Origin of the sequence: Micromonospora sp. WMMD1128 (assembly GCF_027497235.1) — a bacterium.
GTDB lineage: Bacteria > Actinomycetota > Actinomycetes > Mycobacteriales > Micromonosporaceae > Micromonospora.
On sequence record NZ_CP114902.1, the window covers coordinates 4,540,110 to 4,554,807 of the forward strand.

The 14,698-nt window shown below is 74.1% G+C and carries 10 protein-coding genes; 6 read left to right on the forward strand and 4 right to left on the reverse strand.

Annotation, left to right across the window (positions count from 1 at the left end; translation table 11 throughout):
* Nucleotides 1-88 precede the first annotated feature (88 nt).
* Both O7602_RS20100 and O7602_RS20105 read left to right on the forward strand, forming a co-directional pair.
* Nucleotides 89-2,500, forward strand: a complete 2,412-nt coding sequence (locus O7602_RS20100; protein WP_281584183.1) for a phosphoketolase family protein — start codon at nucleotides 89-91, stop codon at nucleotides 2,498-2,500.
* Nucleotides 2,501-2,543: 43 nt separating this feature from the next.
* A complete protein-coding gene (locus tag O7602_RS20105; RefSeq protein WP_281584184.1) occupies nucleotides 2,544-3,404 on the forward strand; it encodes a universal stress protein in 861 nt (286 codons plus the stop codon).
* Nucleotides 3,405-3,479: 75 nt separating this feature from the next.
* Here the strand turns inward: O7602_RS20105 and O7602_RS20115 are convergent, their stop codons facing one another.
* A complete protein-coding gene (locus O7602_RS20115) occupies nucleotides 3,480-5,813 on the reverse strand; it encodes a heavy metal translocating P-type ATPase (protein WP_348651290.1) in 2,334 nt (777 codons plus the stop codon).
* A 170-nt stretch (nucleotides 5,814-5,983) separates the two neighbouring features.
* Here O7602_RS20115 and O7602_RS20120 point away from each other — a divergent pair, with 170 nt between their 5' ends.
* Both O7602_RS20120 and O7602_RS20125 read left to right on the forward strand, forming a co-directional pair.
* Nucleotides 5,984-6,994: a nitroreductase gene (locus O7602_RS20120; RefSeq protein WP_281584185.1), complete on the forward strand. Its 1,011-nt coding sequence runs from the start codon at nucleotides 5,984-5,986 to the stop codon at nucleotides 6,992-6,994.
* Nucleotides 6,995-7,086: 92 nt separating this feature from the next.
* The gene (locus O7602_RS20125; RefSeq protein WP_281590421.1) at nucleotides 7,087-8,754 is read left to right on the forward strand and encodes a GAF domain-containing sensor histidine kinase; all 1,668 of its coding nucleotides are present in this window, start codon (nucleotides 7,087-7,089) and stop codon (nucleotides 8,752-8,754) included.
* 2 nt (nucleotides 8,755-8,756) lie between these two features.
* On the opposite strand, the gene O7602_RS20130 is transcribed toward O7602_RS20125, so the two are convergent.
* On the reverse strand, nucleotides 8,757-9,395 hold the full coding sequence (locus tag O7602_RS20130; RefSeq protein ID WP_181572435.1) for a response regulator transcription factor: 639 nt from the start codon (nucleotides 9,393-9,395) through the stop codon (nucleotides 8,757-8,759).
* A 165-nt stretch (nucleotides 9,396-9,560) separates the two neighbouring features.
* Here O7602_RS20130 and O7602_RS20135 point away from each other — a divergent pair, with 165 nt between their 5' ends.
* The gene (locus tag O7602_RS20135) at nucleotides 9,561-10,529 is read left to right on the forward strand and encodes a nitroreductase family protein (RefSeq protein WP_281584186.1); all 969 of its coding nucleotides are present in this window, start codon (nucleotides 9,561-9,563) and stop codon (nucleotides 10,527-10,529) included.
* 21 nt (nucleotides 10,530-10,550) lie between these two features.
* Here O7602_RS20135 and O7602_RS20140 read toward each other — a convergent pair whose 3' ends face one another.
* Nucleotides 10,551-11,555: an NAD-dependent epimerase/dehydratase family protein gene (locus O7602_RS20140; protein WP_281584187.1), complete on the reverse strand. Its 1,005-nt coding sequence runs from the start codon at nucleotides 11,553-11,555 to the stop codon at nucleotides 10,551-10,553.
* A gap of 792 nt (nucleotides 11,556-12,347) precedes the next feature.
* Here O7602_RS20140 and O7602_RS20145 point away from each other — a divergent pair.
* Nucleotides 12,348-12,911, forward strand: coding sequence for a hypothetical protein (locus O7602_RS20145; RefSeq protein WP_281583943.1), 564 nt, complete (start codon nucleotides 12,348-12,350; stop codon nucleotides 12,909-12,911).
* A gap of 61 nt (nucleotides 12,912-12,972) precedes the next feature.
* Here O7602_RS20145 and O7602_RS20150 read toward each other — a convergent pair whose 3' ends face one another.
* A complete protein-coding gene (locus tag O7602_RS20150; RefSeq protein ID WP_281584188.1) occupies nucleotides 12,973-14,619 on the reverse strand; it encodes a PKD domain-containing protein in 1,647 nt (548 codons plus the stop codon).
* Between the last annotated feature and the right edge of the window lie 79 nt (nucleotides 14,620-14,698).

A 14,698-nucleotide genomic window follows, 5' to 3' on the forward strand; every position in this document is an offset into this window, starting at 1 on the left:
CCGCCCACGGGAGAGATTGGACGTGCCGGGGACGGCAGACACCTCCCCGAGTGGCAGACGACCCCGAGCCACGAGAGGCTAACGCAGCATGGAGACCGCGCTGGACCTGCACAGCCCCCTGACCGACGACGACCTGCGCCGGCTGGACGCCTACTGGCGGGCGGCGAACTACCTCACCGTCGGGCAGATCTACCTGCTCGACAACCCGCTGCTCCGCGAGCCGCTGCGGCCCGAGCACATCAAGCCGCGGCTGCTGGGCCACTGGGGCACCAGCCCGGGCCTCAACCTGCTCTACGCGCACCTCAACCGCGTCATCGTCGACCGGGACCTGTCCGCGATCTTCGTCACCGGCCCCGGCCACGGCGGCCCCGCGCTCGTCGCCAACACCTGGTTGGAGGGCACCTACAGCGAGCTCTACCACCACATCCCGCGGGACGAGTCCGGCATGCAGCGGCTGTTCCGCCAGTTCTCCTTCCCCGGCGGCATCCCCAGCCACGTGGCGCCGGAGGTGCCGGGTTCGATCCACGAGGGCGGCGAGCTGGGGTACGCGCTGAGCCACGCCTACGGCGCCGCGTTCGACAACCCGGACCTGCTCGTCGCCTGCGTGATCGGCGACGGCGAGGCGGAGACCGGCCCGCTCGCCGGGAGCTGGCTGTCGAATGTGTTCCTCAACCCGGCCCGGGACGGGGCGGTGCTGCCGATCCTGCACCTCAACGGCTACAAGATCGCCAATCCGACCGTGCTGGACCGGATCCCCGCCGAGGACCTGCTGGACCTGATGCGCGGCTACGGCTACCACCCGTACGTGGTCGAGGGCGACGACCCGACGGCGGTGCACCACCTGCTCGCCGCGACGCTCGACCGGGCGGTCGACGAGATCGCCGAGATCCAGCGCCGGGCCCGTTCCGGCGGCGACGTCGAGCGCCCCCGCTGGCCGATGATCGTGCTGCGTACGCCGAAGGGCTGGACCGGGCCGGCGGACGTCGACGGCAAGCAGGTCGAGGGGACCTTCCGCGCCCACCAGGTGCCCATCTCCGAGGTACGCGACAACCCGGCGCATCTGGCCGAGCTGGAGCGCTGGCTGCGCGGCTACCGGCCGGAGGAGCTGTTCGACGCCACCGGCGGCCCGGTCGCCGAGCTGGCCGCGTTGCCACCGACCGGCGACCGGCGGATGAGCGCCAACCCGGTCGCCAACGGCGGCAAACTGCTGCGCGACCTGGACCTGCCGGACTTCCGCGACTACGGGTTGGACATCGAGGAGCCGGGCGGCACGGTGGCCGGCGCGACCGGCACGCTCGGCCCCTGGGTCCGCGACGTGATCACCCGTAACCCGGAGACGTTCCGCCTGTTCGGCCCGGACGAGGTCGCCTCCAACCGGCTCGGCGCCGCGTTCGAGGTCACCGACCGCGCGTTCGTCGGCCGCCGGGAACCCGGCGACGACCACCTCTCCCCCGACGGCCGGGTGATGGAGGTGCTCTCCGAACACCTCTGCGAAGGCTGGCTGGAGGGCTACCTGCTGACCGGCCGGCACGGCCTCTTCACCAGCTACGAGGCGTTCATCCACATCGTCGACTCGATGGTCAACCAGCACGCCAAGTGGCTCAAGGTGACCCGGCACATCCCCTGGCGGGAGCCGATCGCCTCGCTGAACTACCTGCTCTCCAGCCACGTCTGGCGGCAGGACCACAACGGCTTCTCGCACCAGGACCCGGGCTTCATCGACCACGTGGCCAACAAGAAGGCCGAAGTGGTCCGCGTCTACCTGCCACCGGACGCCAACACGCTGCTCTCCACCATGGACCACTGCCTGCGCAGCCGGCACTACATCAACGTGGTGGTGGCCGGGAAGCAACCCGCGCCGAACTGGCTGACCATGGACGAGGCGGTCCAACACTGCCGCCGTGGCCTGGGCATCTGGGACTGGGCCAGCACCGACGACGGGGCCGAGCCGGACGTGGTGCTCGCCTGCGCCGGCGACGTGCCGACGCTGGAGACCCTCGCGGCGGCCGACCTGCTGCGCCAGCACCTGCCCGACCTGAAGGTGCGGGTGGTGAACGTGGTCGACCTGATGCGCCTGCAACCGCCCTCGGAACACCCGCACGGCCTGCCGGACAACGAGTTCGACACCATCTTCACCCGCGACAAGCCGGTCATCTTCGCCTACCACGGCTACCCGTGGCTGATCCACCGGCTCACCTACCGCCGGACCAACCACGAGAACCTGCACGTACGCGGCTACAAGGAGGAGGGCACCACCACCACGCCGTTCGACATGGTGATGCTCAACGACCTGGACCGCTTCCACCTGGTCATCGACGTCATCGACCGGGTGCCCGGGCTGCGGTCACGCGCCGCCCACCTGCGCCAGGAGATGGTGGACACCCGCCAGTCCTGCCGCGACCACACCCGCGAGTACGGCGAGGACGACCCCCGGGTCGCCGAGTGGCGCTGGATCCGCGAGACCGAACCGGCCCTGCGGACCGGTGAGCGGGAGCAGTGAGCTCGCCGACCCCGCAGTCGCGAACGAAAGGTAGGCACGGCGAATGAACGAGGAGATCCTGGTCGGCTACGACGGCTCCGCCGACGCGTCGGTGGCCCTGCGCTGGGCGCTTGACGAGGCCGGCCGCTCGGGCCGGCCGGTGCGGCTGGCGTACGTCTTCGAGTGGTTGACCGTGGCCGGCTGGATCGGTCCCGGTGTGGCCCCGGGGATCTGGCCGGACGAGCACGCCCGGGGGCAGGTGGAGGAACTGGTCCGCAAGGCGGCGGCGGACGCCGCCGCCGAACGGCCCGGCGTCACCGTGCACGGTGAGGTGTTCGACGGCCCGCCCGCGCTGGTGCTCCAGGAACGCTCCGCCGAGGCGGGGATGCTGGTGCTCGGCAGCCGGGGGCACGGCGGTTTCGGCGGCCTGCTCGCCGGCTCCACCGCGGTCTCCGTCACCGCGCACGCCCACTGCCCGGTGGTGGTGGTCCGGGACGGCCAGGTCGCCACGTCGGGGCCGGTGGTGGTCGGCACGGACGGCTCCGAGCCGGCGCTGCGGGCGCTCGGTTTCGCCGTGGAGCGGGCCGCTCAGCGGGACGTGCCGCTGCGGGTGCTGCGGGCCTGGGATCCGCCACGCGACAGGTGGGCGTCGCCGGGCTTCGACCCGGAGGAGAGCACCGGGATCGAGCGGGCCGCCGTCGAGGCGGAGCTGGCCCCGTGGCGGGAGACGTTCCCGGACGTGCCGGTGGAGATCTCGGCGGTCCCCGGCAGCGCGGCGTCGTTGCTGGTGGAGGCGAGCCGGTCGGCGCAGCTCGTGGTGGTCGGCAGCCGCGGCCGGGGCGGCCTGCGCGGCATGCTGCTCGGTTCGGTGAGCCAGCAGCTCATCCAGCACGCCGCCTGCCCCGTCGCCGTCGTCCGGGAGTAAGGCGGGGGCCCCGCTTAACGCCTTTGGTAGAGGCGGGGGCCCCGCTTAACGCCCCGCCGACCGCCCCGCCGACCGTCACGCGGGGCGGTCGGCGGGGTTGAGGGAGAAGAAGTCCTCCTCCTCCTGGGCCAGGTGCAGACGCAGCACCGCGTCCAGTCCGTAGAGCGCCGCCAGCAGGTCGGGCACCTCCTGCGCGGGCAGCCGGCCGTCCAGGGTCGCCAGGTGCCCGCCGATCCGCTCCACCAGCCGGACGATCTCCACATGCGCCCGGCTCATCGTCGAGGTCGCCTCGTCGCTGCCGAGCGGGCCGGCCAACGCCGGGTAGAGCTGCCGTTCCTCCGCCTCCTCGTGCGGCAGCACCTCGTCGACCAGCCGGCGGTGCACGTCGCGCAGCGCCGGCCCGCACTCCGGGGCGTCCGGGCGGGTCGCCACCAGGTCCGCGGTGTCGCGCAGCCGGGCCAGCACGTCACGCACGCCGCCGTGTTCCCGCTCGTACCGGTCGAGCAGCTCCCGGGTGTGCGGCGGCACCTCCCGCCGCCGCAGGCCGCCGCCGAGGGCACGCAACGCGTTGAGGATCACCAGCACGTCGATGCCCTCCTGGAGGAACGCGCCGGCCACCGGCGGCAGCCGGCCGGCGGCGGCCACCAGCATGGCCAGCACCGCCAGCCCCATCCCCACGGTGGCGCTCTGCACCGCGACGCGGCGGGCGTACCTGGCGATCTCCACCGCGTCGGCGAGCCGGTCCAGCCGGTCCACGGAGAGCACCGCGTCGGCCACGTCGGCGGAGGCGGTCGCCCCGGTCGCGCCCATCGCCACCCCGACGTGCGCCTCGGCGAGCGCCGGCGCGTCGTTCACCCCGTCGCCGACCATCACGGTCACCGCCCGCGCCGACTCCGCGCGTACCCGATCGGCCTTCTCCCGCGGAGAGCACCGCGCGATCACGTCGTCCACGCCCACGACCTGCGCCACCTGCCGGGCCGTGCGCGGCCGGTCGCCGGTCACCATGATCAGCCGGGTCAGCCCCGCCTCCCGCAACCGCCGCACGGTCCGCCGGGCGTCCGGGCGGACCGGGTCCTCCAGCAGGATCGCGCCGAGCGGCCCCCGCTCGTCGCTCACCCACACGGTGGAGCGGCCGGACAGCTCGGCCCGCTCCCGCGCCCGGTCCGCCCACGGCGGCGGCTCGCCGTCGAGCTGGCCGACCCGGACCGTCCGGCCGTCGACCCGGCCGGCCACCCCGCGCCCCGGTTCCTCGGTCACCCCGGTCGGTTCGGCCAACGGCAGGCCCCGCTCGCGGGCCTGCCGGACCAGCGCGGCGGCCAGCACGTGCGGCGAGAGCTGCTCGACGGAGGCCGCCAACCGCAGCACCTCGTCCCGGTCGCCGCCCGGCGCCACCACCGTCTCCGCGGCCCGCGGCCGGCCGACGGTGAGCGTGCCGGTCTTGTCCATCAGCAGGGTACGGGCGCGGCCGAGCTGCTCCAGCGACCCGCCGTCCCGCACCAGCACACCCCGGCGGGCCACCCGGGACAGCCCGGAGACCACCGCGATCGGGGTGGCCAGCAGCAGCGGGCACGGGGTGGCCACCACCAGCACCGCCACCGCCCGCACGAACTCGCCGGACAGCAGCCACGCCAGGCCCGCCAGCAGCAGCGTGAACGGCACGAACCCGGCCGCGTACCGGTCGGCGAGCCGCACCATCGGGGCCTTGCGCGCCGTCGCCTCCCCGGCCAGCCGGACGATGCCGGCGTACGTGCTCTCCGCCGCGTTGCGGCTGGCCCGCAACCCGAAACCGGCACCCGCGTTGACCACGCCGCTTGCCACCTGCTCGCCGGCGGCGCGGCCGACCAGCCGCGACTCGCCGGTCACCACCGACTCGTCGAGCGTGGCCGCCTCCTCGACCGTGCCGTCCACCGGCACCACGTCACCGGGGCCCACCACCAGCCGGTCGCCGGCGGCCACCCGGTCCAGCGGCACCACCTCGATCCCGCCACCGGGGGTGCGCCGGCGGGCCTGCCGGGGCGCGCGCTCCAGCAGCGCCCGCAGGTCGCGGGTGGCCCGGCGACGGGCGTACTCCTCAAGCGCCCGCCCGGTGGCGACCATCACCGCGATGACGGCCCCGGCCAGGTACTCCCGCACCAGCAGCGCGCCGAGCAGGGCCAGCACGGCGATGACGTCCACGCCGAACTGCCGGCGCCACAGCTGACGCAGCACCGACCAGGCGGCCGGCACCAGGGCGAACACGGTGACCGCGGCCCAGACCAGACCGGCCACGCCCCGCGCGCCCGCGAACCACAGCGCCGCGCCGCCGAGCACGGCCAGCGTGAGCAGCGCCAGCGGGACCCACTCGGCGGTCACGGCCCGCCGGGCCCGGGCCGGCCGTTCGGGTACGCATTCGCGCGGTTCGGTTCCCACGTGCGGATCGTCTCAGTGCCGGCGCGGGGCAGGTAGGGCGAACGCGGGTAATCCGGGAGGTCGAAGGACCCGTGCGATCCGCCCGACCATGCCAGAGGATGGAGCGGCAACCCCACCCGGCGCGTCCCGGGCGTGGGGCACGATGGGGAGAAACAGGAAAGGTCGTGACGATGAGCCACGAGACGCCGGCCACCGACCGCCCGCTGACCACCGCGCTCGCGGAGGCCGCCGGGATGGCCGGCCACGCGCCCTCGGTGCACAACACCCAGCCCTGGCACTGGACCGTCCTGCCCGACGCGCTGGAACTGCGGGTCGTCCGGGAACGGCACCTCAGCGTCATGGACCCGGAGGGCCGGCTGCTGGTGGTGAGCTGCGGCACCGCGCTGCACCACGCCCGGGTGGCGCTGGCCGCCGAGGGCTGGACCCCGGCGGTGGAACGCCTGCCCGACCCGCACCAGCCCGACCTGATGGCCCGCCTCACCGGGCTGCGCCACACCGGCGCCGACCCGGACGCCATGCGCCTGGTGCAGTGCATGCGGGTGCGGCACACCGACCGGCGGCCGGTGAGCGACGAGCAGGTCCCCACCGCCACGCTCGGCGACATCGACCGGGCCGCCACCCGCGAGGGCGTGAATTTGCAACTCCTCAACGACATGCAGAAGATCGAGCTGGCCGGCGCCGCCCAGCAGGCCGCCGTCGTCGAGTCGGAGAGCCCGGAGCTACGCGAGGAGCTGGCCTACTGGATCAGCCGGGCCGGCGCCGGCACCGGCCTGCCGCCGGAGGTGCTGCCCGACCAGGCGGCGCAGACCACCGTGCCGGGCCGCGACTTCGGCACCCCGGGCTCGCTGCCGATCGGCCCCGGCCACGACAAGGCCGCCGTCTACGCCATCCTCTGGGGTTCCGAGGACGAGCCGATGAGCTGGCTGCGCGCCGGCGAGGCGCTCTCCGCCGCCTGGCTCGAAGCCACCCGGCACGGGGTGTCCCTGGTGCCGCTCTCCGGCGTGGTGGAGGTCGACGGCACCCGCGAGGTGCTGCGGCAGACGCTCGCCGGTCTCGGCCACCCCTACCTGAGCATGCGTCTCGGCCTGGCCGACCCGACGCAGGCCGCCCCGCCGCACACCCCGCGGCTGGACGCCGCGCAGACCGTCGACACCTCGGCGGTACGCGACCACAGCTCCTGAGGGTCTCGTCGGCGCGCGCCACCTGGCGATAGCATCGCCCGGTGGCCGCCGCACCGAACCCCCGGCACGAGCACGTCACGCCGTCGCTCGGGCTGACCCCGCTGTCCCGGGTCCGCCTCGACGAGCTGTTGCAGGAGATGCTCGACCGGGTCGGCGAGGTGGTGACCAGCCGGGAACGGCTACGCGCGCTGCTCGACGCGGTCGTCGGCATCGGCTCCGACCTCGACCTGCGCAGCACGCTGCAACGGATCGTGCAGTCGGCGTGCGAGCTGGCCGGCGCCCGCTACGGCGCGCTCGGGGTGATCGGCCCCGACCGTCTGCTGCACGACTTCATCGTCCACGGCATCGACGCTGAGCTGCACGCCCGCATCGGCGAGCTGCCGCACGGGCGGGGCGTGCTCGGCCTGCTCATCGACGACCCGAAGCCGCTGCGCATGCCGGACATCACCCGGCACCCCCGGTCGTACGGGTTCCCGCCGAACCACCCGCCGATGCACAGCTTCCTCGGCGTGCCGGTGCGCATCCGCGACCACGTCTGGGGCAACCTCTACCTGGCCGAGAAGCAGGGCGCCGCCGAGTTCACCGACGACGACGAGGAGATCGTGACCGCGCTCGCCGCCGCGGCCGGCGTGGCGATCGAGAACGCCCGCCTCTACGCGCTGGCGCACCGGCGGGAACGCTGGCTGGCCGCCGCCGCCGAGATCACCTCGGTGCTGCTGGGCGAGGTCCGCCGCACCGACGCGCTGTCGCTCGTCGCCCGCCGCGCCCGCGAGGTCGCCGAGGCGGAACTGGCCCTGGTCCTGCTCTACGACGAGGACGAGGCGCAGTTCACCGTCGAGGTGGTCGACGGCGCCGACCCGGCCGCCCGGGAGCTGGTCGGCGCGGTCCTGCCGGCCGCCGAGACCAGTTTCGCCGGCTCGGCCACCGAACGCCGGCACGAGCAGGTCGACGACCTCGCCGGGGCGGCGCCCTGGCCCCGCCCGGTGATCGCCGGGCCGGCCGTGGTGTCCCCGCTCGCCGCGGCCGACACGCTGCACGGCGTACTCGTGATCGCCCACCGGTCCGACCACGGACCCGCCGCCGACGACGACCTCGCCCTGCTCGCCAGCTTCGCCGGCCAGGCCGCGCTGGCCATGGAACGCGCCCGCGGGCAGGAGGAGCGGGAGCTGCTCGTGGTCCTGGAGGACCGCGAGCGGATCGCCCGCGACCTGCACGACGTGGTGATCCAGCGGCTCTTCGCCACCGGCCTGCAACTGCAGAGCGGCGCGATGAACGCCCGCCCGGAGGCGGCCAAGCGGATCAACCAGGCGGTCGACGACCTGGACGCCACCATCCGCGACATCCGCCGCACCATCTTCGAGCTGCGCACCCCGATGAGCGCGGCGCTGCGCACCGAGATCCGGGAGGCGGTCGAGGCCGCCGCCGAGTCGCTGGGCCACCGGCCCGACCTGGAACTGGTCGGCCCGGTCGACAGCGCCGTCCCGGACGAGCTGCGCCCCGAGCTGGTCGCCGTGCTGCGCGAGGCGCTGTCCAACGCGGTACGCCACGCGCACGCCGACCGGGTGGCGGTGCGGGTGGCGGCGGACGGCGGCCGAATCGACGTCACGGTCACCGACGACGGGATCGGCTGCGACCCGGAGGCGGCCCGCAGCGGCCTGGTCAACCTGCGCGAGCGCGCCGAACGGCTCGGCGGCCGGTTCACCCTGCGCCGGGTCGAGCCGCACGGCACCGAGCTGCGGTGGAGCGTCCCGCTCGACTGAGATCAGTGGGTCTTGCCGAGCAGCCGGGTGGCCAGGACCGCCGCCTGGGTCCGCCGTTCCAGGCCCAGCTTCGCCAGCACGCTTGAGACGTAGTTCTTCACCGTCTTCTCCGCCAGGAACATCTTGCCGGCGATCTCACGGTTGGTGAGCCCCTCGGCGACGTACTCCAGGATCCGCCGCTCCTGCTCGGTGAGGGACTTCAGCTCCCGCGGCTGTTCCACGCCGCTGCGGATGCGCTCCAACACCCGGGTGGTGATCGCCGGGTCGAGCAGCGACTGCCCGGCCGCCACCCGGCGCACCGCGTCCACCAGATCGGTGCCGCGGATCTGCTTGAGCACGTAGCCGGCGGCACCCGCCATGATCGCCGCGAACAGCGCCTCGTCGTCCTCGTACGAGGTGAGGATCAACCCCTTGATCGACGAGTCCACGGCGCGGACGTCCCGGCAGACGTCGATGCCGTTGCCGTCGGGCAGCCGGGCGTCGAGGATCGCCACGTCGGGGCGGAGCGCGGGTATCCGACGCGTCGCCTCCTGGGCCAGGCCGGACTCGCCGACCACCTCGATGTCGCCGCTGCTGGTCAGCAGATCGGCCAGGCCACGGCGGACGACCTCGTGGTCGTCGAGCAGGAACACCCGGATCATCAGTCCTTTCTACCGTTCCCCCGGCGCCCCCGCACGGGCCGAAGGTCCCGTCCGACCCGTCCGGTCCGGGACGGTCGGCCCCGCCCGGGTGGGGACCTCCGGCCCTGCTCAGGGCGCGTCGCGGTGACGCACCGTGGGGGTGGACCGAGCGGAGGGAGCACGACCATGGGATACACCGTCCGGCAGCTGCGGGGCGCGGTCGCCGACGCGGTACGCGCCCCGTCGCTGCACAACACCCAGCCGTGGCGGTTCCGACTGCGCGACGGCGGCATCGAGGTCACCGTCGACCCGCGGCGCGCCCTGCCCGCCACCGACCCGACCGGCTGGGGCGCGCGGGTCGCCTGCGGGGCGGCCCTGTTCAACCTGCGGCTGGCGCTCGCCGTGGCGGGCACCCCGGCCACGGTCCGGCTGCGCCCCTACCCGACCGACCCGGACGTGGTGGCCCGGCTCGAACCCGACGTGCCGCGCCGGCCCACCCCGACCGAGCAGAGCCTGCACGGGGCGATCGCCCGCCGGTTCAGCAACCGCGCGCCGTTCTGGCCCGACCCGGTGCCGGCCGAGGCCCGCTGGCGGCTCGGCGAGGCGGCCCGGGCCGAGCAGTGCTGGCTGGAACTGGTCATCGGCGCCAGCGCGGTCAACGCGCTCGCCGAGGTCGCCCGCAGCGCCCACCGGGTGCTCGAACGCGACCCCGCGTACGTGGCCGAGCGGGTCGACTGGATGCGCTCGGAGCCCGCCCCCGACGGGGTCCCTGCCGCCGCCGGCGGGCCGCAGAGTGAGCCGCAGGACCTGCTGCCGCAGCGCGGCTTCGGCGGACGCAACCGCGCCCCCGGCCGGGACTTCGAACCGGAACCGCTCGTCGCGGTGCTCGGCACCCCCGGCAACACCGGCACCGACCAGGTCGTCGCCGGGCAGGCCCTGCAACGGGTGCTGCTCACCGCCACCGACGCCGGCCTCGGCGCGTCGCTGCTCTCCCAACCGATCGAGGTGCCGGCGGCGCGGGAGGCGCTGCGGTTGTCCCTGGGCCGGTTCGGCACCCCGCAGATGGTGATGCGGATCGGCTACGGGCAGCCGGGACGCGCCACCCCGCGCCGCCCGGTCGACGAGGTGCTCGACCTGCCGGTCGTGCCGGCCTGACCTGCGCGCCCCGGGTCGCTCTCAGGCGGCCGGCAGCGAGGCCAGCAGCGCAGCCTCCCGCTCCGAGGCCAGGCCCACCGTCGCCCGCGCCGGCCGTCCCGCCCGCGCCGGCACCCGACCCACCTCGCGCAGCCACCGCCACGTGTCGGCGACCGTCTCGGCGACCGGCCGGCAGACCAGACCCGCCGCGTACGCCCGCTCCACGTCCCGCTCCTGCAACCAGCGGTATTCGTGGCCGCGTGGGATCCAGACCGGCAGGTCGTTCCACGGCTCCACCCCGGCGGCCAGGATCGGCTCCGGCTCCGTCCAGCGCAGCGTCGCGTCCGACCCGGTCGTCGCCACCACCGCGTCGAGCAGCTCACCCATCGTCGTGTGCCCGGTGCGACTGACCACGTTGTACGCCCCGCCGACGCCCTCGGCGCCCCGGTCCAGCAGCCAGCTCGCCAGGTCGCGGACGTCGACGTACTGCACCGGGAGGTCGCGCGGGCCCGGCGCCAGCACCGCACCACCCCGGGCGATCCGGTGCAGCCACCACGGCAGCCGGCCGATGTCCTCCCCCGGCCCGAGGATCAGACCGGCCCGGACCAGCAGCGCCCGGTCGCCGAACACCTCCACCGCGGCCCGCTCCCCGCCGGCCTTGTTGCTCGCGTAGTCGCCGTCGTCCGCGTCCGGCTCGGCGGCGACGGTCCGCGCCTCCTCCCCGCTGCCCGGGTCGACCGGCGGCGCGTACACCGAGCCGCTGGAGACGTAGACGTAGTGCGGCACCGCGCCGGCCAGCGCCCGCGCCGCGTCCCGTACCGCCCGGGGCGCGCCGTCCCAGGTGTCCACCACCAGATCCCACTCGCCGCCGGCGAGCGCGGCGAGCCCGCCGGGCGCGTCCCGGTCACCCCGCAACCGGTGTACGCCGGCCGGCGCCTCCCCGTGCACCCCCCGGTTGAACACGGTGACCGACCAGTCGCGGCGTACCGCCTCGGCCACCACCGCCCCACCGACGAAGCCCGTGCCACCCAGCATCAGCAGTCGCATGGCCCCCACCCTGCCCGGCAGCCTGGACCCGGGGCACCCCGTTTCTCGGTGAGCGGATCTGCCAACGGCAGAACGGCCCACCCGCCCTGCGCGGCGTCCCGAGGGGCCGGGTGGGCGAGATGTGCCCGAACGCACTCATGCCGCTCCACTCACGGCCTGGCTGGAACGTATGGATCTATCACGACACTTGGAGACACCCACACCGAGTCGTGGCCCGGGTGGAACGCTGTGGACGTCTCGGGCGCGCTGAGACGTCCACAGCGTTCCAGTCGTCGCGTCAACGGCGCGCGGGTGGAACGCTATGGCCCTCTCGGGCGCGCTGAGACGTCCATAGCGTTCCAGTCGTGCATAGCGTTCCAGTCGTGGCCTGGGTGGAGCGCGGACGGAACGATATGGCCGTCTCGGGCGCGTTGAGGCACCCGTGGCGTTCCCGTCGTGGGCCTGGGGGTGTTGACGGCGTGTGGAATCCGGTCGCCGTGTGCGGCCGGGTGGGTGGGGTGTCCGGTTCGGGGGTGGTGGGTGGCACTCTGGCGGCGGAATCGTCGCGGGGGTGCGGGCGTTGTAACCCGGTGAACGACCGAGGAAGGCCAGCGCACCCATGCCGCGCGGTCGACCCGCCCCCGGGAATGACGGTGGGCAGCCGGTCGTTACACAGTCACTCCGGCGCCCCGCGGTGCGGCCCTGCCCCGCGGACCACGTCGGATCCCCCCGAAACTTTGAGCGCCTGACGGTGCTCGCCCGCGCGCCACCCTCCCACGGTGCGTGTGTCGACCCCCGGAATGGAGCCCCCTGATGAACACGATCCTGCGCAAGAGCGTCCTGGGTATCGCTGGTCTGGCGTTCACCGGTGGTGTGTTCGCCGGTCCGATCGCCGCTCACGCCGACACCCCCACCCACACCACCGCCGCCAAGCCCGCCGCCGCCGCGGCCGTGGCGCAGGCCGAGGGCAAGCAGTCGACGATCACGCTCAACGGCGAGCAGACCGCCAACGTCAAGGCGATCATCGCCGCGACGAAGAAGGCGGGCCTGCCCGAGCGGGCGGCGGTCATCTCCATCGCCACCAGCCTCCAGGAATCCAAGCTGGAGAACCTGGGCCACCTCGGCGACACCAACGACCACGACTCCCTCGGCCTGTTCCAGCAGCGCCCCTCCTCCGGCTGGGGCACCCCCGAGCAGATCACCGACCCCGAATACTCCACCCTGGCCTTCCTCAAGGGCTTGAAGCAGGTCGACGGCTGGCAGGACATGCCCCTGACCGAGGCCGCCCAGACCGTCCAGGTGAGCGCCTACCCCGACGCCTACGCCCAGTGGGAGAACCAGGCCACCGACCTCGTCACCAAGCACTGGAACAGCTGACGAACAACGCTGAAGGCCGGCACCCGCAACAACGGGGTGCCGGCCTTCACGCGTACCCGGATCAAGCCGGCGGCAGGATGAACGTCCACGTGGTGGTGGTCGTGCTCGCCGCGGCGCCGACCGCGGCCAGTCCGCCGTAGCTGCCCACCGGGACGCTGCTCGCCGCGTCGGCGAGCAGACCGGTCACCCGGCCGCCGCCGGTCTGCGAGCTGTTGCTGCGGACCGCGACCCCGGCCGGCGGGGTGAGGCTGGTGGTGGCGGCGTCGCCGTGCAGCCAGTACGACACGGCCCAGCTCTGTGCGGTGGTCACCGGCGCGTACGGGGTGGTCCGGGTGGCGGCGCTGGCCGGGTCGGTGGTCCGGGCGAACACCGGCGGGCCCGGCGCGACCCCGCGGTACGCGGCCAGCACCAGGTTGCCCTTCGCCTGGCTGTCCAGTGCCACCCGTACCGCCGTGCCCGCGTCTCCGGCGGTCGCGGTCTTCCACCATGCGGTGGTGGTGGCGTAGCCCCCGTCGAGCCGGTCGAGTCGGTTCCAGCCGGTCACCCCGGTCGGCTCCCCGGTGCCGGTGTGGGTGTTCTGGCTGAGCAGGAGCAGCAGCGTGTCCCCGGGCTGCACGGCGGTCGGGACGGTCACCGTGTGGCTGGTCCAGTTGGCGTTCGCGGTGGCCTGCCCGACGAAGGAGATCCGCTCCGGCACCGGCGCGACGGTGACGTCCACGGTCACGGTGCCGGCGGCGCCCCGGTCGTCGGTGACCGTCAGCGTGACCGGATAGGTGCCGGCCGCCGCGTACGTGTGGGAGGTGGTCGGCACGGACACGGTGTCGGTGGTGGACCCATCGCCGAAGTCCCACAGGTGGTCCTGGACCGCGCCGTCGGCGTCGGTCGAGCCGGCCCCGGAGAACGTGCACACCAGCCCGGAGCAGGACGGTGTCAGGTCCGCCACCGGCGGCTGGTTCGCCGGGCCGCCCGAGCCCTTGAGGATCTTCACGTAGTCGATGTCACCGGCGAAGTAGTCGCAGGTCACCTTCGTACCGTCGCACTGGCTCTTGCCGCCCACGGACAGCGGCCAGGAGTTGGCGATGGTGCTGGTCGGCCCGTTGAGCCGGCTGGTCCGCACGCCGTCGACGTACATCTCCACGTAGGCGGCGGTGCGGTTGCACGTCACCGTGTGCCACTGGCCGTCGGCGATCGGCACGTCGGTGTAACCGGTCCGGGAGGCACCGTCACCGCCGCGGAACAGGCACTTCGGCCGGCCGCCCGGCGCCTCCAACTTCCAGTAGCCGCCGGCGGTGTTGCCCTGTCCCTTCTGGAGGATGTTGCCGAAGGAGTACGTGGTCCGGTAGCGGATGGTCACCGAGAAGTCCCCGGCGTCCGGGTTGAAGTCGGTGCTGTGCGGCACCAGGTTCACGTGGTCCGGCACGTACTCCTGGTCCGTGGGCAGGTGGGTGGCGAAACGGTGGCCGGTCGCCCCGGCGTAGATCGCGCCGGTGACCACCTCGCCGCCGACGGTCCCGTGCCGTCCGCTGCCGCTGCTGTCCCTCAGGAGGGTCGACGAAGCCGGTTCGTCCATGCTCCAGAAGGCCACGGTCCGCGTCGCATTGGCCTGTGCGGGCACGGCCCCCACCGTCACCCCGGCCGCCGCGACGATCGCCGCCACGCCGAGTCGGGCGGTGTTCCGCCGCCATTTTCCCTGCCCGATCGCCCGCATGTGACCGCCTCCCTGCGCATCGGGCCTCACCCTGACATGCGCCGGAGCTGGGCTCCATAATCCGCTCGGAGGATGCCGA

Excerpts from the sequence above, each read along its gene's own strand:
- O7602_RS20100 (WP_281584183.1), top strand. The coding sequence starts at position 89 with ATGGAGACCGCGCTGGACCTGCACAGCCCCCTGACCGACGACGACCTG.
- O7602_RS20105 (WP_281584184.1), top strand. The coding sequence starts at position 2,544 with ATGAACGAGGAGATCCTGGTCGGCTACGACGGCTCCGCCGACGCGTCG.
- O7602_RS20120 (WP_281584185.1), top strand. The coding sequence starts at position 5,984 with ATGAGCCACGAGACGCCGGCCACCGACCGCCCGCTGACCACCGCGCTC.
- O7602_RS20130 (WP_181572435.1), bottom strand. The coding sequence starts at position 9,395 with ATGATCCGGGTGTTCCTGCTCGACGACCACGAGGTCGTCCGCCGTGGC.
- O7602_RS20135 (WP_281584186.1), top strand. The coding sequence starts at position 9,561 with ATGGGATACACCGTCCGGCAGCTGCGGGGCGCGGTCGCCGACGCGGTA.
- O7602_RS20140 (WP_281584187.1), bottom strand. The coding sequence starts at position 11,555 with ATGCGACTGCTGATGCTGGGTGGCACGGGCTTCGTCGGTGGGGCGGTG.
- O7602_RS20145 (WP_281583943.1), top strand. The coding sequence starts at position 12,348 with ATGAACACGATCCTGCGCAAGAGCGTCCTGGGTATCGCTGGTCTGGCG.
- O7602_RS20150 (WP_281584188.1), bottom strand. The coding sequence starts at position 14,619 with ATGCGGGCGATCGGGCAGGGAAAATGGCGGCGGAACACCGCCCGACTC.